At 46.3% G+C, this 22923-nt stretch carries 26 protein-coding genes; 10 read left to right on the forward strand and 16 right to left on the reverse strand.

The window, feature by feature from the left end:
• Positions 1 to 200 precede the first annotated feature (200 nt).
• On the reverse strand, positions 201 to 755 hold the full coding sequence (locus ICN39_RS05795; protein ID WP_216233120.1) for a phasin family protein: 555 nt from the start codon (positions 753 to 755) through the stop codon (positions 201 to 203).
• Positions 756 to 955: 200 nt separating this feature from the next.
• On the opposite strand from ICN39_RS05795, the gene ICN39_RS05800 reads away from it, so the two are divergent.
• Both ICN39_RS05800 and ICN39_RS05805 read left to right on the forward strand, forming a co-directional pair.
• Positions 956 to 1843, forward strand: coding sequence for a DMT family transporter (locus ICN39_RS05800; protein WP_216233121.1), 888 nt, complete (start codon positions 956 to 958; stop codon positions 1841 to 1843).
• A 109-nt stretch (positions 1844 to 1952) separates the two neighbouring features.
• The gene (locus ICN39_RS05805; RefSeq protein ID WP_216233122.1) at positions 1953 to 2957 is read left to right on the forward strand and encodes a serine hydrolase; all 1005 of its coding nucleotides are present in this window, start codon (positions 1953 to 1955) and stop codon (positions 2955 to 2957) included.
• Positions 2958 to 2965: 8 nt separating this feature from the next.
• Here ICN39_RS05805 and ICN39_RS05810 read toward each other — a convergent pair whose 3' ends face one another.
• The 13 genes from ICN39_RS05810 to ICN39_RS05870 all read right to left on the reverse strand — a co-directional run bounded on the left by ICN39_RS05810 (position 2966) and on the right by ICN39_RS05870 (position 14756).
• The gene (locus ICN39_RS05810; RefSeq protein ID WP_216233123.1) at positions 2966 to 3790 is read right to left on the reverse strand and encodes an IclR family transcriptional regulator; all 825 of its coding nucleotides are present in this window, start codon (positions 3788 to 3790) and stop codon (positions 2966 to 2968) included.
• Between the two features lie 101 nt (positions 3791 to 3891).
• The gene (locus tag ICN39_RS05815; protein WP_216233124.1) at positions 3892 to 4926 is read right to left on the reverse strand and encodes a quinone-dependent dihydroorotate dehydrogenase; all 1035 of its coding nucleotides are present in this window, start codon (positions 4924 to 4926) and stop codon (positions 3892 to 3894) included.
• Between the two features lie 9 nt (positions 4927 to 4935).
• Positions 4936 to 5682: an arginyltransferase gene (locus ICN39_RS05820; RefSeq protein WP_216233125.1), complete on the reverse strand. Its 747-nt coding sequence runs from the start codon at positions 5680 to 5682 to the stop codon at positions 4936 to 4938.
• Positions 5679 to 6416: a leucyl/phenylalanyl-tRNA--protein transferase gene (aat, locus tag ICN39_RS05825; RefSeq protein WP_216233126.1), complete on the reverse strand. Its 738-nt coding sequence runs from the start codon at positions 6414 to 6416 to the stop codon at positions 5679 to 5681. The genes ICN39_RS05820 and aat overlap by 4 nt, the downstream gene beginning before the upstream one ends.
• A 6-nt stretch (positions 6417 to 6422) precedes the next feature.
• On the reverse strand, positions 6423 to 6983 hold the full coding sequence (locus tag ICN39_RS05830) for an NUDIX hydrolase (RefSeq protein ID WP_216233127.1): 561 nt from the start codon (positions 6981 to 6983) through the stop codon (positions 6423 to 6425).
• Between the two features lie 9 nt (positions 6984 to 6992).
• Positions 6993 to 8819 carry a bifunctional anthranilate synthase component I family protein/class IV aminotransferase gene (locus ICN39_RS05835; protein ID WP_216233128.1) on the reverse strand — a complete coding sequence of 609 codons (1827 nt, stop codon included), beginning with the start codon at positions 8817 to 8819 and terminating at the stop codon, positions 6993 to 6995.
• Between the two features lie 24 nt (positions 8820 to 8843).
• Positions 8844 to 9419: a peptidylprolyl isomerase gene (locus tag ICN39_RS05840; protein WP_216233129.1), complete on the reverse strand. Its 576-nt coding sequence runs from the start codon at positions 9417 to 9419 to the stop codon at positions 8844 to 8846.
• A 78-nt stretch (positions 9420 to 9497) separates the two neighbouring features.
• Complete coding sequence (locus ICN39_RS05845; protein ID WP_216233130.1) at positions 9498 to 10124, reverse strand: 2-hydroxychromene-2-carboxylate isomerase; 627 nt, start codon at positions 10122 to 10124, stop codon at positions 9498 to 9500.
• A gap of 6 nt (positions 10125 to 10130) precedes the next feature.
• Positions 10131 to 11444 carry a replication-associated recombination protein A gene (locus ICN39_RS05850; protein ID WP_216233131.1) on the reverse strand — a complete coding sequence of 438 codons (1314 nt, stop codon included), beginning with the start codon at positions 11442 to 11444 and terminating at the stop codon, positions 10131 to 10133.
• Between the two features lie 3 nt (positions 11445 to 11447).
• Positions 11448 to 11927 carry a DUF3429 domain-containing protein gene (locus ICN39_RS05855; protein ID WP_216861005.1) on the reverse strand — a complete coding sequence of 160 codons (480 nt, stop codon included), beginning with the start codon at positions 11925 to 11927 and terminating at the stop codon, positions 11448 to 11450.
• 35 nt (positions 11928 to 11962) lie between these two features.
• Positions 11963 to 12817: a 3-hydroxybutyryl-CoA dehydrogenase gene (locus tag ICN39_RS05860; RefSeq protein WP_216233132.1), complete on the reverse strand. Its 855-nt coding sequence runs from the start codon at positions 12815 to 12817 to the stop codon at positions 11963 to 11965.
• Position 12818: 1 nt separating this feature from the next.
• Complete coding sequence (locus ICN39_RS05865) at positions 12819 to 13526, reverse strand: glutathione binding-like protein (RefSeq protein WP_216233280.1); 708 nt, start codon at positions 13524 to 13526, stop codon at positions 12819 to 12821.
• Positions 13527 to 13559: 33 nt separating this feature from the next.
• On the reverse strand, positions 13560 to 14756 hold the full coding sequence (locus ICN39_RS05870) for a pyridoxal phosphate-dependent aminotransferase (RefSeq protein ID WP_216233133.1): 1197 nt from the start codon (positions 14754 to 14756) through the stop codon (positions 13560 to 13562).
• Between the two features lie 84 nt (positions 14757 to 14840).
• Here ICN39_RS05870 and yaaA point away from each other — a divergent pair, with 84 nt between their 5' ends.
• Both yaaA and ICN39_RS05880 read left to right on the forward strand, forming a co-directional pair.
• Positions 14841 to 15617 carry a peroxide stress protein YaaA gene (yaaA, locus tag ICN39_RS05875; protein WP_216233134.1) on the forward strand — a complete coding sequence of 259 codons (777 nt, stop codon included), beginning with the start codon at positions 14841 to 14843 and terminating at the stop codon, positions 15615 to 15617.
• Positions 15617 to 16828, forward strand: coding sequence for a DUF2863 family protein (locus tag ICN39_RS05880; protein WP_216233135.1), 1212 nt, complete (start codon positions 15617 to 15619; stop codon positions 16826 to 16828). Before yaaA ends, ICN39_RS05880 begins: the two co-directional genes overlap by 1 nt.
• Before the next feature lie 69 nt (positions 16829 to 16897).
• On the opposite strand, the gene ICN39_RS05885 is transcribed toward ICN39_RS05880, so the two are convergent.
• Together ICN39_RS05885 and ICN39_RS05890 are read right to left on the reverse strand one after the other, a co-directional pair.
• Positions 16898 to 17272, reverse strand: coding sequence for a hypothetical protein (locus ICN39_RS05885; protein WP_216233136.1), 375 nt, complete (start codon positions 17270 to 17272; stop codon positions 16898 to 16900).
• Between the two features lie 10 nt (positions 17273 to 17282).
• Positions 17283 to 18272 (reverse strand): malate dehydrogenase, encoded by a 990-nt coding sequence (locus tag ICN39_RS05890; RefSeq protein ID WP_215321898.1) that lies wholly within the window; start codon positions 18270 to 18272, stop codon positions 17283 to 17285.
• Between the two features lie 167 nt (positions 18273 to 18439).
• Between ICN39_RS05890 and ICN39_RS05895 the strand changes: the two genes are divergently transcribed.
• From ICN39_RS05895 to ICN39_RS05920, 6 genes are all read left to right on the forward strand, one after another.
• Positions 18440 to 19168 (forward strand): GntR family transcriptional regulator, encoded by a 729-nt coding sequence (locus tag ICN39_RS05895; RefSeq protein WP_370623697.1) that lies wholly within the window; start codon positions 18440 to 18442, stop codon positions 19166 to 19168.
• A 144-nt stretch (positions 19169 to 19312) separates the two neighbouring features.
• On the forward strand, positions 19313 to 19732 hold the full coding sequence (sdhC, locus tag ICN39_RS05900) for a succinate dehydrogenase, cytochrome b556 subunit (RefSeq protein ID WP_216233138.1): 420 nt from the start codon (positions 19313 to 19315) through the stop codon (positions 19730 to 19732).
• 24 nt (positions 19733 to 19756) lie between these two features.
• A complete protein-coding gene (gene sdhD / locus ICN39_RS05905; protein ID WP_072582237.1) occupies positions 19757 to 20122 on the forward strand; it encodes a succinate dehydrogenase, hydrophobic membrane anchor protein in 366 nt (121 codons plus the stop codon).
• Between the two features lie 4 nt (positions 20123 to 20126).
• The gene (sdhA, locus tag ICN39_RS05910; RefSeq protein ID WP_216233139.1) at positions 20127 to 21905 is read left to right on the forward strand and encodes a succinate dehydrogenase flavoprotein subunit; all 1779 of its coding nucleotides are present in this window, start codon (positions 20127 to 20129) and stop codon (positions 21903 to 21905) included.
• Positions 21906 to 21922: 17 nt separating this feature from the next.
• Complete coding sequence (locus ICN39_RS05915; protein WP_215401263.1) at positions 21923 to 22627, forward strand: succinate dehydrogenase iron-sulfur subunit; 705 nt, start codon at positions 21923 to 21925, stop codon at positions 22625 to 22627.
• The gene (locus tag ICN39_RS05920; RefSeq protein ID WP_216233140.1) at positions 22624 to 22893 is read left to right on the forward strand and encodes a succinate dehydrogenase assembly factor 2; all 270 of its coding nucleotides are present in this window, start codon (positions 22624 to 22626) and stop codon (positions 22891 to 22893) included. Before ICN39_RS05915 ends, ICN39_RS05920 begins: the two co-directional genes overlap by 4 nt.
• Positions 22894 to 22923: the final 30 nt, after the last annotated feature.

Here is a 22923-nt window from a genome sequence, read left to right on the forward strand (position 1 = left end):
AGTCAGGGCATTTGTCTTTTGAGTCAAAAGACTTGGCGAGGGACAGTAACTCGTCTCTATTGAGACTTTTGGTCATGTGAAGCATATAAAAGTGCGCTGAGCGAAGTATATTTTTGTTAGAGGATAAATGAAGTCATCGAACGGATACAAAAAAGCCCCGTATAACCAGGGCTTTTGCATTCGAGAGAACTCACTGCGAATTATTTCTTCTTTGTCGCTTTGCTAGCTTTATCTGCAGTTTTCAATACTGTTTCTGTTGCACCGCTTAGGTTAGTTTGCGCAACTTCAACTGCATGCTTGACTGCCTTCTGGCTAGTCTCAAATACATTGTTTGCAGAAGCAATCGCTTGCTTCATTACTTGTACGGCTGCATCTGATCCTGCCGGCGCATTTTGTGTCCACTCTTCTACTAAAGAATTGATTTTCTTTTGGCCTGCTTGAAATTCTTTTTCAGCGGATTGTGTGAAGCTATTTTGTGTCTCGTGTGCCAACTCGTATAAATGACGGCTGTAGGCCATAATTTTTTCTGCCATTGGTTGCACTGCTTCAGCTTGATGGGCTAGCAACTGTTGAATGTCTTTCACTTCCAGTGCTTTCTTGGCGCTATTCATGCTATCGCTCAAGCTTTGTTTGGCAATGTGCATATTGAGTTCAACTAACTTTTCAATGCTTTGCAATGCTTGATTAGTTAATCCACTCAAGGTCTCTAAGTTTGCTTTTTGTGCTGCTGCAATTTGTTCTGGCGTTAAGTTCATCTGCATCTCTTTCTGTTTAGCTAATTACTTTATTTTGATCTTGGACTTTTGCCTAATGTACTCTCTTTGCACCATTGTGTGGCATATATATATTGCGTTGCAGCATAAGACCAATATCGGGGACATAGGTAGTCTAAATAAGAAAAGAGCCTAAAATTGGGGATTCAGTAAAAAATCTCAATATTTTCAGTAAGTTACCCATGAAGCTTTCGCTTGATAACGCCATTGCACCGATATTTGTCCTTATTTGGAGTACCGGCTTTGTAATTGCGCGTTTGGCAATGCCATATGTGGAGCCAGCCACCTTTTTGTTTTGGCGTTTTGCAGGGGTTCTAGCGGCCATGGCAGCGCTCAGTCTGGTTTGGAGAATCGCCTGGCCCAGTTGGTCGCAAATCAAGCATATTGCCATTGCTGGCATCTTGCTGCAGTTTGGTTATTTGCTGGGAGTATGGTTTGCCGTGCGCCTAGGAATGACGGCAGGTTTAGTGGCCATTATTGTTGGTCTACAACCCATCATTACCGCCTGGTTTGCTGCTTGGATTTCTGAGAAGGTGAGCTCGCGTCAATGGATAGGGCTGGGATTCGGGTTTGCTGGAGTTGCGTTGGTGGTTGCCGAGAAGATTGGTTTTAACCACATTCCATTTGCTAGTTATGTTTTGGCATTTATTGCACTTCTCTCCATAACCTTTGGCACGCTGTATCAGAAGAAATTCTGTCCTGTATTTGACCTGCGTGCCGGATCCTCTATTCAGTTTGGAGTATCAGCAGTACTGTGCTTTTTTTGTATGTATTTCTTTGAATCTGGTGTGATGGTTTGGAACCCATCTGTCATTGGTGCCTTGCTTTGGGCCATCTTTCCCTTGTCAATTGGATCGATTAGCTTGCTCTTTATGATGATTCGTAAGGGGGCCGCCACTAAAGTCACTAGCTTTCTCTATTTAGTACCGCCGACAACTGCTGCAATGGCCTGGCTCTTATTTGATGAGCCTTTTACATTGTTGATGGCAATAGGTTTGTGTTTGACGATGACTGGCGTTGTATTGGTCAATGCCCGTCAGACCAATACAGTAGCGACGATTGCCGAGTAGGGCAATCATTTGGTGGAATAAATTACCTTGATTAGGGCGAATAAAACCGCTTTGTCTTAGGAAATTAATTATCATTCCGTATGTTGAAAGTTTTGGAAGGTATTTTGGGATGTGTTTGAACCGATTTTGGCCCCTAGTCATTGCATTGCTCTTTTCGCTTGGAGTGTTGGGTAATGCACCAGTGCAGGCTTCAACAAAAGATAAGCAGAAGCAAGCAAAGTCAACAAAAGTGGTGACTAAGTCGCCTAAAAGAGCCAAGACTGTTCGCGTTACCGTTACTAGATCATCCGCACCCGTAGTTGCGGGACCTCCATCATTAGCAACTGCATTGGGTTTACGTGGTCAACGTGATGAGCTCAATCTTAAATCTACCGTAGTGATGGTGGTCAATCAAGATACGAAGGAAGTCTATTACGAGAAGAATCCTTCCGTTAGTTTGCCCATTGCTTCCATCACTAAACTCATGACGGCTATGGTGACGCTCGATGCAAAATTGCCAATGGATGATGTCATCGTTATTAATGCTGAAGATGCGCATATTTATCGGCATTCTCGTTTGGCTGAGGGCACTTCACTTACTCGTGAAGATGCGCTGCATTTGGCCTTGATGTCCTCTGAGAACCGTGCTGCATATACCCTAGCCAGAAACTATCCAGGCGGACTGCCAGCATTTGTTGCTGCTATGAACCGTAAGGCAAAAGATCTCGGTATGGAACATTCTCATTTTGAGGATCCCACTGGACTGACTAGTGAGAACGTTGCCTCAGCTGAAGATCTCACGCGGATGCTAAGTGCCGCCTATCAATACAAAACCATTCGTGAGTTCTCAACTTGGCCGGATTTAACCATGGTGATCGCAAATCGTCCGCAAAAGTTTTTGAACACAAACCGTTTGGTGCGCTCTGGGGATATGGATATTGGACTGCAGAAGACTGGCTTCATTAACGCTGCGGGTCGATGTTTAGTCATGCAGGCGAGAGTCAACAACACGCCATTGCTGTTGGTCTTCTTGGATTCTGTAGGAACGCAATCGCGTTTTGCGGATGCAGTACGGGTACGCGATTGGTATGAGCGCATGCCATCTGGCGCGCAACCTATTCGTCGCTTGATGTAACTGTTTAATTAAGCTGCTGAGCCTGGCTCGGCAGACTTGGGTTTAAAGCCCATGCCTTTGGATATCTGTAGGGCAGTTTCTTGTAACGCGCGAAGCCAATCAGCTTGTATGCGATCCGTTGGGGCGCTCAAAGAGAGGCCGGCAACCAATTTTCCAGTGTCATCCAGAATGGCTGCAGCTAAACAGCTCACGCCCAGCTCTAGTTCTTCGTCATCGCGAGCGCTACCCACTTTACGAACGTGATTGAGTTCCGTTTCGAGTTTGCTTAACTCAGTAATGCTGTTACGAGTGTGGCCCGATAAACCTGTGCGCGTGACATAAGCACGTACCTGTCCAGGATCGTCGCTCGCGAGGAAAAGTTTTCCAACTGAGGTTAGATGCAAGGGCGCGCGACCTCCAATCGCACGCACTACCTGCATGCCTGAGCGTTCGCTATATGCACGATCAACATAGACGATTTCATCGCCTTGACGTACTGATAGGTTGACTGTTTCACCAGTGAGCTTATGGAGGGTGCGCATTGGTAGTTGAGCGGCCTCACGTACGGATAAGCGTGCCTTCACTAAATTACCCAGCTCTAATAGTTTTAAGCCAAGGCGATAGGTGCCTCCATCGCCACGCTCAACCAATCGGCAGGCAACGAGGTCATTCAAAATTCGGTGTGCTGTGGAGGGGTGAAGGCTTGTGCTTTCTGCAAGGTTCTTCAAGCTACTAGATTCTTCTTGCTCTGCTAGAGCGTCTAGCAAATTCATCATCCGTTCCACTACCTGGATGGCTGTCTTGCCAACCTCGCCGGTAGCTTTTGGGGTTTTGATGATTTTGCTGGAGTTCATAGGCTTATTGTAGCGATTTCGGACGAAATTGCATATTATGAAATCTCATTTTATAAAGTCAGCACTCAAAAATCACCCTGTTTTGTAGGAAAGAAAGGGGATTAAGGTTGTCTTAAGGCGGCAACGCACTCATTGACTAAGTCTGGACCTCGATAAATCAGGCCGCTATAGAGTTGGACTAAGCTGGCGCCTGCCATGATCTTTTCACGGGCATCCGCACCGCTCATGATGCCGCCCACACCAATGATGGGTAATTGATTGCCCAATCTCACTTTTAAAGCTTTGATGACGATATTGGACGCATTACGCACAGGAGCACCAGATAAGCCGCCAGTTTCTTCGCCAAACTCCATTCCCATGACCGCGTCTCGAGAGATGGTTGTGTTGGTGGCAATCACTGCATCAATACCAAACTCCAGCAGAAGATCGGCAATGAGATTGATATCACCATGATCAAGATCTGGTGCAATTTTCAAGAAGAGTGGTTTACGAACGCCATAGCGATCGCTTAAGCGTTTTCTGGCTTCATCTAGATTTCCCAATAATTCGCGGAGCATCTCCTCGCCCTGTAAGGCACGCAGATTTTTGGTATTTGGGGAGGAGATGTTGACGGTGATGTAGGAAGAGATTTCATAAACGGCTTCCATCGCAAGGATGTAATCGCGAGAAGCCTCTTCAATCGGTGTGCTGGCGTTCTTGCCAATATTTAAACCTAGTACGCCACCACTTTGCCAAAACTGTGAGCGACGCACTCTAGCTACACAGGCATCAACGCCATCATTATTAAAGCCCATGCGATTGATAATGGCCTGAGCTTCAGGCAAGCGAAACATGCGCGGCTTAGGATTGCCAGGCTGTGGACGCGGGGTGACAGTACCAATCTCTAAAAATCCAAACCCCAGCGCGGCCAGTGCATCGATATGCTTTCCATCTTTATCCAAGCCTGCAGCTAATCCAACCGGATTAGGAAAATCAATGCCGCAGAGTGTTTGTGGATCGTTCATCGGCTTGCTAACCAAGCGCTCCAATAAACCCCAGCGCTGGGCGCGATCCAGATTGCTTAAGGTGAGGTTGTGTGCCTTTTCTGGGTCTATGCAAAATAGCCAGGGGCGGAGAAGAGAGTAACGATCGATCATGGGTAGATATTATGACTCAGAGAGTTGCTGCCAATGATCGTCAATCAAGCCTTCCATTGGTTGATATTTCACCTTATACGACATCTTGCCACTTTCCTTGATGTAGTAGCCAAGGTAAAGGTATGGCAAGCTCAATATGCGCGCTTGTTCAATCTGCCACAGAATGCTATAGCTGCCATAACTTGCTGTAGGGCTTGTAGTGTCGTAAAAGGTATAAACAGAGGAGATGCCCTGTTCCAAAATATCGATCATGCTAACCATGCGCAGTCGACCGGGATGTGGATCATGTGGCCCATCCCGAAACTCCACAATACGAGAGTTCACCCGGCTTTGTAATAAGAACTGCATGTATTGATCTTGATCATCGCTATCCATATCACCACCCGCGTGCCGCTCAGCTTGATAACGTTGATAGAGTTGGTAGTGTTCCTCTTGGTAACCTAGATTGAGAACAGAGGCCTGTAGATCGGAATGTTTTTTCTGGGCGCGGCGCTGGCTACGAGAGGGTACAAATTGATTTACTAAAATACGGGAAGAAATGCAGGCTTTGCATTCGTCGCAATATGGACGATAGGTGTACAAACCACTGCGTCGAAATCCAGCATTGAGTAAATCGTTATACACATCCGCATGAATCAGATGAGATGGCGTTGCCACTTGTGAGCGAGCTGTCTTATTGGGCAGGTAGCTACAAGCATATGGAGCAGTTGCATAGAACTGCAGCGTAGTTAGGGGAAGTTCTTTAAGCTGTGTCATAACCAGTGATGCAAAATTGCTTTATCAAAAATCCAGGATTTCTCAATCTTAGTTTGATTTAAGGATGTTTGCAGTTGCTCTAAAAAGACCTTCCTAGGTATTGGGGTAGCGCCCAAAGACAGTAGGTGGGCTGTTTCTTGCTGGCAGTCGATCATTTGGACTTCATTCACCAAGCACCATGCGCTCAGGGCAGCTAAGGCAATTTTGGATGCATTCGTCTTGCGACTAAACATAGACTCACCAAACACCATACTCCCAAAGGCAACGCAATAGAGTCCGCCAGTAAGTTGGCCATCCTCTATTACGGCAATGCTGTGAGCATTACCTTCTTCGTGAAGTGCAGTGTAGGCATCAATAATTTCATGGGTAATCCAAGTGCCGTCCTGATCTTTACGAGTGCTCGTGGCGCATGAGCGTATGACCGCACCAAAATCATCATCTACCAATATCTGTGATTGCGTGTTTTGGCAAAAGAGGCGAATATTCTTTTGCAAAGATTCACTGCATTTAAACGCGTTAGGCTTTAATACCATTCGGGGATCCGGCGACCACCAGAGAATGGGTTGGTTGTCCGAGTACCAGGGAAAAATACCTTGTTGATAAGCGCGAGCTAGTTGCCCTGGGTATATCTGCTCACTAACTGCAATGAGTCCAGGAACGCTGGGGTCAGGATCTGCCTCAAGTAGTGGATTTGGGAAAGGGTCGTTGGGCCCTAGCCAAGCTATCTGCCCCATGTTGACTCAAATTCGTTCGGATGGCAAGACGTCACGACTACGCACATGAAATTCCCTGCCAGCGTCTAAGTTGCCGGCAGTACGGTCCGCAAAGAACCATTCGAGTGTTTGCTTGACGGTAGGGAAGGCTAATTCACCCCAGGGAATCTCATGCTCATGAAAGAGCGCCACCTCCAGACTCTCTTCGCCGGCAGAAAATGCTGGTGTTGTCATCGTAGCCAAATAAAATAGGTGCACCTGTTCTGCGTGGGGCACATTCAGCAGGGAATAGAGTGGCCCAACCTCTACTGCAGCACCAGCTTCCTCAAGAGTCTCGCGTGCAGCACCATGGCTAGTACTTTCACCCAACTCCATAAAGCCCGCAGGTAAAGTCCAAAAGCCATGACGAGGTTCGATGGCACGACGACATAAGAGAACTTGCTTGCCGTATACCGGAATGCTTCCAACTACGTTACGCGGATTTTGATAATGAATGCTGCCACATGCTTCACAGACATGACGTTCACGAGAGTCATCCGCTGGAATCTTGATGGTTAATACAGAGGCGCAGTTAGAGCAATACTTCATGCTGACTTTCTAAAAATGGGCTTTGATGGCACCGCGTAGTGCATTACTAAGCATAATCTCATCTGCTATTGAAACATCATTAATAGTCAGGTTGGCTTCGCGGGCATTCATGGATGGGTCGGCAAGCAGGGCGGCACGCATTACCCCGGGTAAGAGTCCTGCCGTCACTGGTGGCGTGAGCCATTCAGAGCTGCCGTGAGGTTTGACAAAAAGGCTAGTCCTTCCGCCCTCGGTAACAAAACCTTGTTCATTTACAAACAGAGCGTCAAATCCACCTAGCTTCACAGCCTCTTGCCACGCTTGGTCATAAAGAGATCGATTACTAATTTTGTGACGCAGTAAAGCGTCCCCAGAAAACATCGTTGTATCACCCGGCAGAATATCTTTAGCCCAGAATATTTTGACTGGGTCATTGATCAAATCCACTGCAGCAGATGTAACCAATAACTCACCAGCAGTTGAGAGATCAAGCCTTAATCGATATGACAAATTTTTATCAAGTGATGCGCAAGTGCTTAAGAGCACGCTCTTTGCAGTCTCAAGTTGAAAAGGGATTCTTAAAGCTGCGGCAGACTCAGATAGACGATGTAAGTGAGCATGCAATTTCTGGGGCTCGCCATTAACAACCGCAATGGTTTCAAATAAACCGGTAGCGCTGGGTAAATCCATAAGGAATGCGGATTTAATTCGACACTCTTGCCATTCTTGGTCTGCAACTGAGTCATTCGTGATTCCAGCGCCAACACCCAGAGTGAAGCTTGATGCATGAGAGTCGCGATCTTGTCTGATTTCTACGGTGCGGATGGGAACACTAAAGGCAAAATTACCGTTGGGGTCAAGCCAACCTAAAGCGCCACAATAATAGCCACGATCTTCGGGCTCTAGTTCTTGAATAATCTCCATGCTGCGTTTTTTTGGAGCCCCTGTAACGGAGCCGCATGGAAATACGGCTTTGAAAATATCAAATAGAGAAATTTCAGGTTTGATCTGACCTTGCACAGTTGAAGTCATTTGCAAAACATCACCATGTCTTGCCACCTCAAATAGATTCGGCACTATTACTGTACCCGGAAGAGAGATGCGACTGAGATCATTGCGAAGCAAGTCAACGATCATGACATTCTCAGCTTGATTCTTGGGGTCATCCGATAAGGCACTCGCAACAGTGGATAGGGCGCTTGCAGTACCTTTCATTGGCATGGCTTTTACAGTATTGCCTTCTCGCGCAATAAACAGTTCAGGTGATTGCGACAGTAAAAAGTTGCCGTCATGCTCGATAAAGGCGCCAAAACGTCCAGGTTGGCGATCTCTTAAACGGTTATATAAGGCAAGCGGAGCACCATAAGTCTTGCCTGTGATTCGATAGGTGTGATTAACCTGGTAGGTATCGCCGCTACGTATATATTCCTGTATCGCCTCAATGTCGGCAGTAAATTGTTCCTCATTTAAGGATTCCTGCACATCCATTGCTCCAGCGCTTACTTGGGGGCGATCCAATGAGGCTTGTTTTTGAGCAATGCAGTGATCGACATCCTGCTTGGACAGTTTTTTGAATTCGGCAAAAGACCAAGCCTCGATAAGTGGGTGATGACTACCCGAGCTTTTGACTCGCTCAGGTAGATTATGAATTTGTCTACCCAATTCATAAGCAAAGGCAGCAACAACAAATTCGTCCTTAGCAAGAGAGGCGGAAATTTCAGTAAGACACTGCTGTGTAGCGGTTAAATCTACTACATGATCGCCGCTTGGGACAACACACCAGTAGTGCAATGCATTTTCATATTGGCGGCTAGTAGGTAAGGCCGCGGTGCTTTGCGCATCATCGAGCAAAATCATCGCAGCTTACCTTGCAACTTCTACTTATTTCAGAATCGTTGCAGATTCAATGATGACAGTCTTGGTAGGAACGTCGGACATTCTGCCCATGCGTGGGGCTGGAGCAACCATCGTTGGTACCTTGCGAATGGCATCTATGGTTTGTGTGCCAGAGATCACTTTGCCAAACACGGTATAGCCATTGCCCATCGCATTAGGGTAGTCTAGTGCCGCATTGTCTTTCACATTAATAAAAAACTGTGATGTTGCAGAATCGGGATCGGAGGTACGAGCCATCGCAATCGTATACACATTATTCTTCAAGCCATTTTGTGCTTCGGAGACTACTGGGGCGTCAGTGGGCTTTTGAATCAAATCCGGTGTAAAGCCGCCACCCTGAATCATGAAGCCATCAATCACGCGATGAAAAATAGTACCGTTATAGAAACCACTCTTGACGTAGTTTAAAAAGTTGGCAGTACTCTTGGGTGCCTTCACATCATCCAATTCAACGACGAAGTTACCCATCGTAGTTTTAAATTCAACCTTAGGGCCCGCAACTGCTGCTTGAGTAGCAAAACAAGAAACAGCAACAACAAGGGCGGCAAATAGCTTACGCATAAGAACTCCTTAAATAAGATAAAAATAGCTTCTATTTGATTGTATTGCCCAAGACCCCCTGGAGGGTTAAATGAATCTTCAGCCTAGCCCGTTAGGAACGTTTCCGGCATAAGCATAGGATGCCTCTGCAAACATGCCAGGCCTTGCAAGGTAATCTAGCGTCCAGTCGATGGTGTCAAGGCCCCAAAAACAATGTTGATTCACTATCAAGGCGGGGACCCCAAAGGCGCCATCAGCTTTTGCTTGATTGGTATCGGCAATCAGCTTTGCCTTTACTTCTGGATTTTCAGGTTTAGGCTTGTCTGCGGGAAGTCCTAGGTAGCTACAAAAGTCTGGCCAAGATAGATTGGGGTCTTTGCCTTCCACCCAAACATATTCAAAGGCACGTTCAACCATGGCCCAGTTGGCATTCTGTTCAACCAGAAGGCGTTGCGCAGCAACCGTCATAAATGGGTGATGTTCTGGAAAGCGAAAAGGAATACCTAACTTCTCTGCCTGCCACACGCAAAACTGATAGGTATGTGGGCGTTTTGCTGCAACCTCTCCCGGCCCCTTATTTTCAGAAGCTCTGAGTAGGCCACCCAACAAAATCGGAACAGGCTTGATATCTAACTTGCCTTCAAGACGCTGCCGTTGTTTGATATAAAGATAAGCAAACGGCGAAACAATGTCGTAATAAAAAGTGGCTGCAATCTTTGTGCTCATATCACCTTATTTCTTCTTGTGTTCTTCATCGAGCTTTTTCAAGAACGCCAGCTTTTCTTTGATCTGTGACTCTAGGCCACGCTCAACTGGCTCATACCAATGCGGCTCTTTCATGCCATCTGGTAGATAACTTTCACCAGCGGCATAGCCATGAGGCTCGTCATGGGCATAGCGATATTCTTTACCATGACCAAGCTCCTTCATCAACTTGGTAGGTGCATTGCGTAGATGATTGGGGACAGCTTTGGATTGGTCATTTGCTACATAAGCACGAGCGGCATTAAAAGCGTTGTAGCTTGCATTGCTCTTTGAGGCTACAGCTAGATAAACCACCGCTTGCCCAAGAGCCAACTCACCCTCAGGGGATCCCAGTCTTTCGTAGGTCTGCGCTGCATCATTAGCCAATTGCATTGCTCTTGGATCGGCCAGGCCAATATCTTCCCAGGCCATCCGAATGATGCGTCTGGCTAAGTAACGGGGATCGGCACCGCCATCGAGCATGCGGCAAAACCAGTACAAGGCCGCATCGGGATTGGATCCACGAACGGATTTATGTAGTGCCGATATTTGATCGTAGAAGTGATCGCCACCTTTGTCAAAACGTCGTGCTTGTGCGCTCAGCGCATTTTCAATAAATTGCTGATTAACGATATTGACTTCTACATTTGGCGTTAGCACCGCATTGCGTACTTGCTCTACTAAGTTGAGAAGACGTCGTGCATCACCATCGGCATTCGAGATGAGGGTATCGATTGCTGCTGATTCAAATCGCACCTCTGGCATCGCATGCTGATGGGCTCGATCAAAGAGTAATTTCAACTCTTCAGGGGTGAGTGACTTTAAGACATAAACCTGAGCGCGCGACAGGAGCGCAGAGTTCACTTCAAATGATGGGTTCTCGGTAGTGGCGCCAATAAAGGTGAATAATCCTGACTCTACATGGGGTAGCAGGGCGTCTTGCTGGCTTTTATTAAAGCGATGGATCTCATCGACAAACAAAATCGTTTGCTTGCCGTATTGAGCCATGTTTTGCTGGGCTTGCTCAATCGATTCCCGAATTTCTTTAACGCCAGCTAAGACTGCTGAGATTGCTATAAATTCGCGATCAAATGCTTTAGCGGAGAGACGTGCCAGCGTCGTTTTACCAACACCTGGAGGCCCCCACAAAATCATTGAGTGAGGCTTACCGGAGGCAAATGCCAGATTGAGTGGTTTACCGCTAGCCAATAGATGCGCTTGCCCAATGACTTCTTCAATCGTTTTTGGGCGCAGTGCTTCTGCTAAAGGTGGAGGCGGGGCGCTATCAAAAAGACTACTCATTGATCATGCTTGAATAAAGAGAATGACTAAGGATGCCCAGGTGAGGCAGGCTGCTGCAACATAGGTCAAGCGATTGCGCATCGTCATAAAGGCAGAGCGGGTAGCTTCATCGGCAAAATAATATTGATAGGTATTCTGATCAATATTGCGCTGAATGATCAGAGTGGAGGCTAGGATAAGCAGGCCCACTGGAATATAAATATGAAGCGCTAACCAAGCAACCAAAGCAGGGATGACGCCCCAGATCCATGCATTACGGTCTTCCCAGCGGTCACCAGCAGGTGCTTTACCTAAAAGATGTAAGTTGGCACCCCAATGCAATGCCCCCATAAAGGAGGTAATCACAGCGCCATAGCCGGCTAGAGATTCGGCGCTTAAATAATTCAGTGGTGTTGGCGCCAATTGCACCATGAGGGCTAGCCCAATAAATGGAATAAGACCAGCATAGCCAAGTTTACGTACTAAGGGTGGGATGGGGTTCAAGATGGGAGATATTTCGTTAGTGGGGAATGAAGAAGTTATTTTTCGTAGGTGTAAACGCCGCGACCTGTTTTACGACCTAGGTATCCAGCGGCAACCATTTCACGAAGTAGTGGGCAAGGGCGGTATTTAGAGTCGCTGAAGTTTTCAAAATACACTTCCATCACTGCTAAGCAAGTATCTAATCCAATGAGGTCTGCTAAAGCTAACGGTCCAATCGGTTGATTGCAACCTAACTTCATGCCAGCATCAATATCTTCTGGGCTAGCAAGACCTTCAGATAAAACAAAGAAAGCCTCATTAATCATCGGGAGCAAAATGCGATTCACTACAAAGCCCGGTGAGTTTTTAACAGTAATCGGCTCTTTGCCAATACGCTTAGCCATTTCAATAATGGCAGCATGAGTTGCATCACTGGTTTGCAGGCCGCGGATCACTTCCACCAGGGCCATCAGGGGAGGTGGATTAAAGAAATGCATGCCAATAAAGCGCGCAGGGTTGGAATCTAGCGCTGCAAGTTTGGTGATCGACAATGAAGATGTATTAGTTGCAATGATTGTGTCTTTACCAACTATCTCATCAACTTGCTTGAGAATCTTTTCTTTAGTTGCCTGGTTCTCAGTCGCCGCTTCAATAACCAGTCCCAGGCCTTTGAAGTCCGCATAAGAGGTGCTGCCTTTAATACGTTTGAGCGCAGAATCTTTTGCTTCAGCCGTAAGTATTTCCTTTTTGACGAGGCGATCTAAGCTTTTACTAATTTGCTCAAGGCCACGTTGCACAGCTGCCTCATTAATATCAACCATCACCACATCAAGTCCAGCAACTGCACATACCTGTGCAATGCCGTTACCCATGGTACCGGCACCAATGATGCCTACTGATTGAATGCTCATCTTATTTCCTCTTTTGATACTGGGTGGAACCAAATAACTGCTCTCTAGCCTTGTCATCGTGCAAGGGTTTACGTAATGCTGTTAATACTTCACAGCCACGCTGTACTGCTGGACGCGCACCTATCTTCTCAAACCACTTTTTGAAATGCGGGTAATCATTGATTTCAATCCCTTGATTTTTCCAATTGCGAGTCCATGGATAAATCGCAATATCAGCAATGGAATAGGTTTTACCTGCGATATAAGGATTATCTTTCAGTTGACCATCCAGTACTCCATAGATACGTTTTGCTTCATTGGTGTAACGATTAATAGCGTATTCAATTTTCTCAGGTGCGTAGAGTCGGAAGTGGTGGTTTTGCCCAAGCATGGGGCCAAGACCGCCCATTTGGAACATCAACCACTGCAGCACTTCGTACTTGCCGCGGGTGCTTTGGGGCAAGAACTTACCAGTCTTGCCGGCTAAATAGAGAAGAATGGCGCCAGACTCAAAGACATTGATCGGTTTTCCGTCTGGACCATAAGGGTCAACTATTGCTGGAATCTTATTGTTAGGGCTAATCTTGAGGAACTCAGGCGTAAATTGATCGCCGGCGCCAATATCAATCGGATGGGCAATCCAATCGCGACCTAGGCGGTAGCCGCATTCTTCAAGCATGATATGAACCTTGTGGCCATTTGGGGTTGGCCAACTGTAAACATCAATCACCTCATTTGATTTTGGGGTTGCCATTTTTTTCCTCTATAAATTTTGTAAGCGCTGTAACGCAGTTGCGAGTGTTTGTTCTTGCTTTGCAAAACAAAAACGAATGACACCAGACTCTGTGGGTTGTTCATAAAAAGCAGAAACTGGAATAGCGGCTACTCCAACTTCACTAGTAAGCCATTTGCAAAAATCAGCCTCATTCAATTTGGCCTGAGGGATTCCAAGCGCGGAGTAATCAGCGCATTGAAAATAACTACCCGGGCTGGGAAGCATTTTAAATTTGGTTTTACTTAAGCCAGCCCTAAAAAAATCTCGCTTAGCTTGATAAAAGGCGGGAAGATTTAAATAATGGCTTTCATCTACAAGATAAGTGGCTAAGCCATATTGCATAGGGGTATTGACGGCAAATACATTGAACTGATGTACCTTACGGAACTCTTTAGTAAGTGCAGATGGCGCAGCTACATAACCCACTTTCCAGCCGGTGACGTGATAGGTCTTACCAAAGCTAGAAACTAGAAAGCTTCTAGCTGCTAACTCTGGATGAGAGGCGATGCTATGGTGCTGGGCGCCGTCATAGACCATATGTTCATAGACTTCATCGCTCAGAATTAAGGCGGAAGTATTGCGAACTAATGCGGCCAGGCGATCAAGGTCTGATTTATCCCACACCATGCCAGTTGGATTATGGGGGGTGTTAATCAAAATGAGTCGCGTCTTGGGATTGATAGCATTTGCCAATAAATCCCACGGAATTTGATATGAAGCGGCTTGCCCTGATTCATCGCGTACAACCTGTAATGAAATTGCAATCGTTTTACCCCCAGCTAAATCTATTGCAGGGCGGTAGCAGTCGAAAGCAGGTTCGATGATGATGACTTCATCGCCAGGACCAACACAAGAAAGTATGGCTGTAAAAATAGCTTGCGTGCCACCTGCAGTAATCGTGATTTCAGTATCGGGGTCGTAGTGGTGGCTATATAAAATATTAATCTTTTTGCTAATGCCATTGCGAAGCTCCGCAACTCCAGCCATAGGAGGGTATTGATTGTGATCTGCCAACATAGCGGCATTCACGTCGGCAATCAGTTTTCTGTCGCACGGAAAGTCCGGAAAACCCTGTCCAAGATTAATTGCTTGATGCTCCGCAGCTAGAGCAGACATGACAGTAAAGATCGTGGTCCCAACCTTGGGTAGGCGGCTTGGAAAAGAGGGGGTCTCTAGCGGGCTCATGAGTGTAGGGGCGGTGATCGGTCTTTTAAAGCGGATATATCCGGTAGTCGCTAGAATGGTAAAAATACATAAACAAATTGTGCCATGCTGATCGTTCTTTCACCTGCTAAATCCTTGGATTACAAGACCCCCGTCAAGGTCAAGGCACCTACCTTGCCCGAGTTTGTCTCAGAATCAGCCAAACTCATTGCTGATCTTAAGAAGTTAGCGCCGCAAGACATCGCCAAATTGATGGGTTTATCTGATCAGTTGGCCACATTGAATGTCGGTCGCTATCGGGATTGGTCTAAGAAATTCACTGAAGAAAATAGTAAACCGGCAATCTACGCCTTTGATGGGGACGTCTACGATGGTTTTGACGTCAAAACGCTGAATGTTAAAGCGGTAGACTTTGCGCAGGATCACATACGGATTTTGTCCGGTCTATATGGTGCATTAAAGCCTTTGGACCTCATGCAGTCTTATCGCTTGGAAATGGGTACCGCATTCAAAAACGCTAGGGGTAAGGATCTCTATGCATTTTGGGGGAGTCGCGTAACCGATTCCATTAAGAAGGTTCTTGAGAAGCAAAAGAAGCCAGTACTACTTAACCTGGCTTCAGAAGAGTATTTCAAGGTACTCCAACCTAAAGAATTGGATTGCCAGGTCATTTCCCCGGTGTTTCAGGATGCCAAGGACGGCAAGTACAAGATTATTTCTTTTTATGCCAAGCGTGCTCGTGGCTTAATGGCTAGATATGTTGTGGAGAATCGTATTACCGATCCGGTGGATTTAAAAGGTTTCAATTTGGATGGTTATAAATACTATGCAGCAGAGTCCAAACCAGACAAACCCATTTTTAGACGGGCAGAAAGAAAATAATGGCCGTGCATCGCACCAAAGCATCGCAACGTAATTCTCCAGAAGTGGAGAAGATGGTGGCTGACGCCATTTCTTTGGCGGCATCCGGTAGTCAAATCGAGGATCGCTTTTGGGAAGAGCGTCTGAACGTGCGCTTACTGCGCTTGCTCAAAAGTCAAAATCAAAATGTAATTGATGCCGCCCTTGATCAAACCTTTCGCATCAATACAGTAGCCTTTGAAGTACTTGCCGATATTGCTGAAACATTGGCTGAGTCATTGAGGGTTGAGCATGAGGGGCAAGAGTGGGATGTGTTGTTGCTAGCAATGCCTATCGTCGCTCATACTCGTTACCAAATTCCTTCGGGGCCATTGCCGGTCAATATCATTGAGTCAACAGCTCAGGCTTTACATAGCGCTATCGCTTCAACGGATACGCGCATAGCCATCGTTCCATGGCTTTACAGTATTGATCAAATGCCGCATTCGCATTGTCAGACGCGCATACTGACTGAAGCATTGGCGACTGCTGCGATCTCTGGAAAAGACGCCAAGCTAGAGCTGCGCGATATGTCGGAAACGATTGCCGTCTTAGCGGATCCACGTTTTATTATTGCCGCCTTAAGTGCGCCGAGCGGATCACCTATTTTCCGTTGGCAGGCTGAGCCACCAGCTCGCCAGGAGCGGGGTGTGAGCTTGATTGGTTGGCAAACTGCCATGCAAAAGCCAATTGCATCTTTATTGCCTGGTTGCGAGTTTGAACTTCTCTTGCCAGAGGCGTATTTCACAAACTGCCGTTTAGCTGACAAGCATGTGAGGCCTTTAAGTATTCGCGCAGCAGTCAATTTCCTGGAAAGCACCTTGGGCATTCTGCCGGCTGGCTTATCTTGTGTGGTCGGCGCCTTTGGTGAAGAGCAGGCAGATGAGTACCGAATTTCTTTCAGTGCAAAAGGGTCGTCCGAGGTGATGTATGGAGTGATCTGGCCACTGTATGACCGAGAAAGTGTGGCAAGTGACGCTTTGAATGACCTCTCAGATGATGAGAGTCCAATTAAGAAGATATGTGACGCCTTGCATGATGCGGGGGTGGAGGATGTATTCCGTCATGCGATGCTATTTGAGCCCGAGCTCTGCGATGACTGTGGCGCGCCTTTATTTCCAGATCGCTCAGGTGAGGCAGTCCACGCTGAGATGCCAGATGACGCGCCATCACAGCAGCCTTTATTTCACTAGATAAGCAAAGAAATTAGCAATAAAAAAGCCGAGAAATCTCGGCTTTTTTATTTGATGCAGTGTGAGAAATTAATTCTGCACAAATGGTTCCGCGCCAGCAAACAAGTGTGGCAACTTGCCGGACTTCATATCTGCTGTTTGGCAGAAATCGGCAAGACGTACACCTGCTTTAATGTTGAACAACATTGCTTTGTTACCCAATACCACTAGGTCGTAACCAGAGTTGGTGTTTTTGTAACGAAGGCTGCCCGGCAATGAAGTTTGGCGATCCAAATCATACGTTTTGGATTCCCAAGTTAAGCGGATCTTTTCAGTAGTGCCAGCAGTTTTAAACTGCTTGCTTTCTTGGCAGGTCCATGTAAATACTTCTTCATTGGCGTAAGCGTTTGCAGTACCAAAAAGGCTGGTAACAGCAAAGCTAATGGCGAGAAGGTTTTTCTTCATCTAGTTTTCCTTATGAGAGCAAGTGCTTAACGCCAGCCTGCTCTTCGAGTAATTCATTTAAGGTGTGGGTCATGCGCTCACGGGAGAATGCATCGATCTCTAAGCCTTCGATCATTTTGTATTCGCCGTTTTCGCAAACTACTGGGAAGCCATAAATCACTTCAGCAGGAATGTCGTATTCGCCTTTAGAAGGAATACCCATTGTTACCCACTTACCGTTAGTGCCGAGCACCCAATCATGAATGTGATCAATCGCCGCATTTGCTGCAGAAGCTGCAGAAGAGAGGCCACGCGCTTCAATGATGGCTGCGCCACGCTTACCAACGGTCGGAATAAATACATCTTTGTTCCAGGCTGCATCATTGATGGAGTCTTTAACTGACTTGCCATCGATTGTTGCGAAGCGATAGTCTGGGTACATTGTTGGGCTGTGGTTACCCCATACAACCAATTTCTCAATATCAGCAACCGGCTTGTTCAACTTGCTAGCCAATTGTGAGAGGGCGCGGTTGTGATCAAGGCGCAACATAGCTGTGAAATTCTTCGCAGGAATATCTGGGGCAGATTTCATGGCGATGTAAGCATTGGTGTTTGCTGGGTTACCAACAACCAATACTTTGACAGTCTTCTTGGCAACTGCATTTAATGCTTTGCCTTGAGCTGTGAAAATTTGTGCGTTAGCAGAGAGTAAATCTTTGCGCTCCATGCCAGGACCACGTGGGCGTGCGCCAACCAAGAGAGCAACGTCGATGTCTTTAAATGCAGTCATTGGATCGGAGTGCGCTGTCATGCCCGCCAATAGTGGGAATGCGCAGTCTTCCAATTCCATCATGACGCCAGTTAAGGCTTTTTGAGCTTTTTCATCAGGAATCTCAAGCAATTGCAAAATGACGGGCTGATCTTTGCCTAACAGGTCGCCATTGGCGATACGGAATAAAAGGGAATATCCGATTTGACCGGCTGCACCGGTTACAGCGACACGCATTGGGGCTTTTGCCATTACTGAAAACTCCAGAAGAAGGTTGAGGGGGTTAATTAATGAAAACTTTTCTATTATCCATTCAAGTGTAGGGACTTTAGCTTTACACTGTCAATGATGTCTTATATAAGACTAGAATTACCTAGAATTTTATCCAATTGACGTGGCCTGGAGTTAATTTGTCTGATGTGAATTTGCCTATTGCCTCATTTAGCCCTCTGTATGAACAGATAAAGGCAATGATTTTGGCTAGTTTGCAAGCTTCGGAATGGCTTCCGGGGATGGCTATCCCCAGTGAAATGGAGCTCGCAGCCCGTTATGCCGTGAGTCAAGGCACCGTACGCAAGGCCATTGATGAACTGGCCGCCCAAAATTTACTGGTTCGCCGCCAAGGTAAGGGCACTTTTGTTGCCACTCACCAAGAGGACGACTGGCAATATCGTTTTTTACGCTTAGCCCCGGATTCTGGTGAAAAATTTCACTTGACCAACCAATTTTTGACCTGTGAAAAGACCAAAGCCAGCGCTTACGTGGCCGAATTGCTTAAATTAAAGGCAGGCGACCCGATTATTCATATCGACAGGATTCAGAGTTTTGCGGGCAAACCCATTGTTTTTGAAGAGATATTTCTGCCTGGTACTCGTTTTAAGGGTTTAGACCTTGAGGTTCTCAATGCTTGGCACGGTCCCATGTATGCCTTTTATGAGGGGCAATATGCCACTCACATGGTGCGTGCTGAAGAAAAAATTAAGGCTGTGGCTGCCGATGAAATACTGGCAAAACATCTACACCTGGAAGTTGGCGCGCCGCTCCTTTCTGTGGAGCGGGTGGCCTTCACCTACGGGAATAAACCAGTAGAAATTCGTCACGCTAGATACGACACTTCAGAGCAGCATTATGAAAACAAATTGAACTAAGTGCATTGTCGAACATATCCGTTAAAACCCCTAATAAACCCCTATAAACCCGTAAAAATCCCCACCAGACTTAAGGTTTCCAATAGAATATGTTGCGATACAACAAAACCACAATGAACCTCCACCTAAAGATAGAGATTACCCATGGTTGATTCACAGCAAAACGTAAAAAAAGATAGACCGGTTTACCGAAATATTGGTCTTGCCCAGTTGATTAAATACCGCCTTCCTTGGGCCGGTAAAGTGTCAATTCTTCACCGCATTAGCGGGGCGGCGATGTTCCTCTTGTTGCCATTTATTTTGTATCTCTTCGATCAAAGTCTTGCATCCGAGTTGAGCCACCAAAAATTCCAAGCTTTCACTGGCAATGTTTTAGTCAAGATTATTTGCCTTGGTTTGATTTGGAGCTTCTTGCACCACTTCTGTGCTGGTATCCGTTACCTCTTGCTCGATTTAGAAATTGGCGTAGAGAAGTCTGAGGCAAATCGTTCAGCCATTGTTGTTTTGTTCCTTGGCTTGGCTTTGACTGCTGTAGTGGGTCTCAAATTATTCGGCGTGTACTAAACGCACATCATTTAAGGAAATTTCATGCCTATTTATCAAATTGGACCAAAGCGCTTAGTTGTAGGCGCTCATTACGGCCTTAAAGAATGGATCATTCAGCGCGTTACTGCGATTGTGATGGTGGTATTTACGATTGTTTTGTTGGTGGACTATTGCATTACTGGCAGCGCTACTTACGAAGGTTGGTCTGCTTTGTTCAGTAACCAATTCATGAAGTTATTAACGCTGTTGGCGTTCATCAGCTTGTTCTATCACGCCTGGATTGGCATTCGTGATATCTGGATGGACTACATCAAGCCGGTCAGTATTCGTTTAACACTCCAAGTGTTAACTGTTTTGTATCTCGTAGCCTGTGCGGCCTACGCCGTTCAAATTTTGTGGAAAGTGTAATTCGATGACTGCAATTAAAAAATCATTGCCACGCCGCCGTTTTGATGCGGTCATTATTGGGGCAGGTGGTTCCGGTATGCGCGCATCATTACAGTTGGCTGAAGCCGGCTTGAATGTTGCTGTACTAACTAAGGTATTCCCAACACGTTCACATACGGTTGCGGCGCAGGGTGGTATCGGCGCTTCATTGGGCAATATGAGTGAAGACAATTGGCACTATCACTTTTATGACACCATCAAGGGATCTGACTGGTTAGGTGACCAGGACGTGATCGAGTTCATGTGTCGTGAAGCTCCAAAAGTCGTTTATGAGTTAGAGCACTTTGGTATGCCGTTTGACCGTAACCCAGATGGCACGATTTATCAGCGTCCATTTGGTGGCCACACAGCAAACTATGGTGAGAAGCCAGTACAGCGCGCTTGTGCTGCAGCTGACCGTACTGGTCACGCAATGTTGCATACCTTGTATCAACGCAATGTGCGCGCTAAAACAAATTTCTTTGTTGAATGGTTGGCGCTCGATTTGATTCGTGATGATGCGGGCGATGTTGTTGGCGTTACTGCTCTCGAAATGGAAACAGGCCAGGTATATATTTTGGAAGCCAAAATTGTGATGTTGGCAACCGGTGGTGCGGGCCGTATTTGGGATGCATCTACAAACGCGTTTATTAACACTGGTGACGGTATGGGCCTAGCAGCCCGCGCAGGAATTCCATTGGAAGATATGGAGTTCTGGCAATTCCACCCAACTGGCGTAGCCGGTGCAGGTGTGTTGTTGACAGAAGGTTGCCGCGGTGAAGGTGGCATCTTGCGTAACAAAGATGGCGAGCGTTTCATGGAACGTTATGCGCCAACATATAAAGATTTGGCGCCACGCGATTTCGTATCCCGCTGTATGGACCAAGAAATTAAAGAAGGGCGCGGTTGCGGTCCTAACGGTGACTATGTTGTGCTCGATCTGACACACATTGGTGCCGAGACCATCATGAAGCGTTTGCCTTCTGTTTATGAAATCGGTATTAACTTTGCAAACGTGGACGTTACTAAGGAGCCAATTCCAGTAGTGCCTACGATTCACTATCAGATGGGCGGTATTCCAACGAACATCAATGGTCAAGTGGTTGTTCCAGCTAATGGCATCCACAATGAAATCGTCAATGGTTTGTATGCGATTGGTGAGTGTTCATGTGTATCCGTACACGGTGCGAACCGCTTAGGTACCAACTCATTACTCGACCTTTTGGTATTCGGTCGCGCGGCTGGTAACCATATTGTTGGTTTGAATCTTAAGGATCGCGAATTTAAACCGTTACCTGCAAATGCTGGTGAGCAAACCTTGGCACGTATTGCTGCCTTGGACAATTCGACTTCTGGTGAATATGCTCAAGACGTTGCAAACGATATTCGTAAGTGCATGCAGAAATATGCTGGTGTATTCCGCAATCAAGAGCTGATGGACGAGGGTGTTCGTCAAATGGCTAAATTGACAGAGCGCGCTAAGCACTTATGGGTTAAGGACAAGTCCGAGATTTTCAATACAGCACGTATTGAAGCTTTGGAAGTGGCTAACTTAGTCGAAACTGCAAATGCAACGATGATTTCTGCGGCAGCCCGTAAAGAAAGCCGTGGTGCACATTCTCATGATGACCACCAAGAGCGCGATGATGAGAATTGGATGAAGCATACCCTTTGGTATAGCGAAGGTAATCGTTTGACTTACAAGCCGGTTGTATTAAAGCCTCTGACTGTAGAGTCCTTCCCTCCTAAAGAACGTACTTTCTAAGCGAAGAGAAATAGAAAATGAGTGATATCCGTATATTCGAAATTTACCGCTACGATCCAGATGTCGATGCTGCTCCACGCATGCAACGTTATGAGTTAGAACTCACTGGTGAGCGTATGTTGTTGGACGCTTTGATTTCTTTGAAGAAGCAAGACGAAACGATTTCTTATCGTCGCTCATGCCGTGAAGGTGTGTGCGGTTCAGATGCGATGAACATCAACGGTAAAAATGGCTTAGCTTGTTTGACCAATATGTTGACCTTGCCTAAGGTCATCACATTGCGCCCATTGCCTGGCTTGCCAGTAGTGCGTGATTTGATCGTCGATATGACTTTGTTCTTCAAGCAGTATTTGTCTATCAAGCCTTACTTAGTTAATGACAATCCAGCTCCAGAAAAAGAGCGCCTCCAGAGTCCAGAAGAGCGTGAAGAGTTGAACGGTTTATATGAGTGCATCCTATGCGCATCATGCTCAACTTCATGCCCATCTTTCTGGTGGAATCCTGATAAGTTTGTGGGCCCAGCTGGTTTGTTACAGGCCTATCGCTTTATTGCGGATAGCCGTGATGAAGATACTAATCAGCGTTTGGATAACTTGGAAGATCCGTACCGTTTATTCCGTTGCCACACCATTATGAATTGCGTAGACGTCTGTCCTAAGCACTTGAACCCAACGAAGGCAATTGGCAAGATCAAGGAGTTGATGGTTCGTAGGGCAGTATGATCCTCGGAAATGCGGAGTTATATCGTCTAAAGAGTGATGCTCGTAGGGGCTTGCTAGAGAACGATTTAATTCTGCAACGTTTCTTTGAGCGATATGGCTCTCAATTAAACGTAGAAGATGGAACAGTTTTAAGCCGGTTATTAGCTTTAGATGACAACGATTTAATGGATTTATTGATAGGTCGTAAAGATTCTGTAGCCAGCCTGGAGAAAGAGATGCAAACAGACTCTTTCAAGATAGTTTTACAAAGGCTGAGAGAGAAGTAATTCAGCATTTTGGTGCAGTAGCAGTAAGGA

Origin of the sequence: Polynucleobacter sp. AP-Reno-20A-A9 (genome assembly GCF_018882085.1) — a bacterium.
GTDB lineage: Bacteria > Pseudomonadota > Gammaproteobacteria > Burkholderiales > Burkholderiaceae > Polynucleobacter.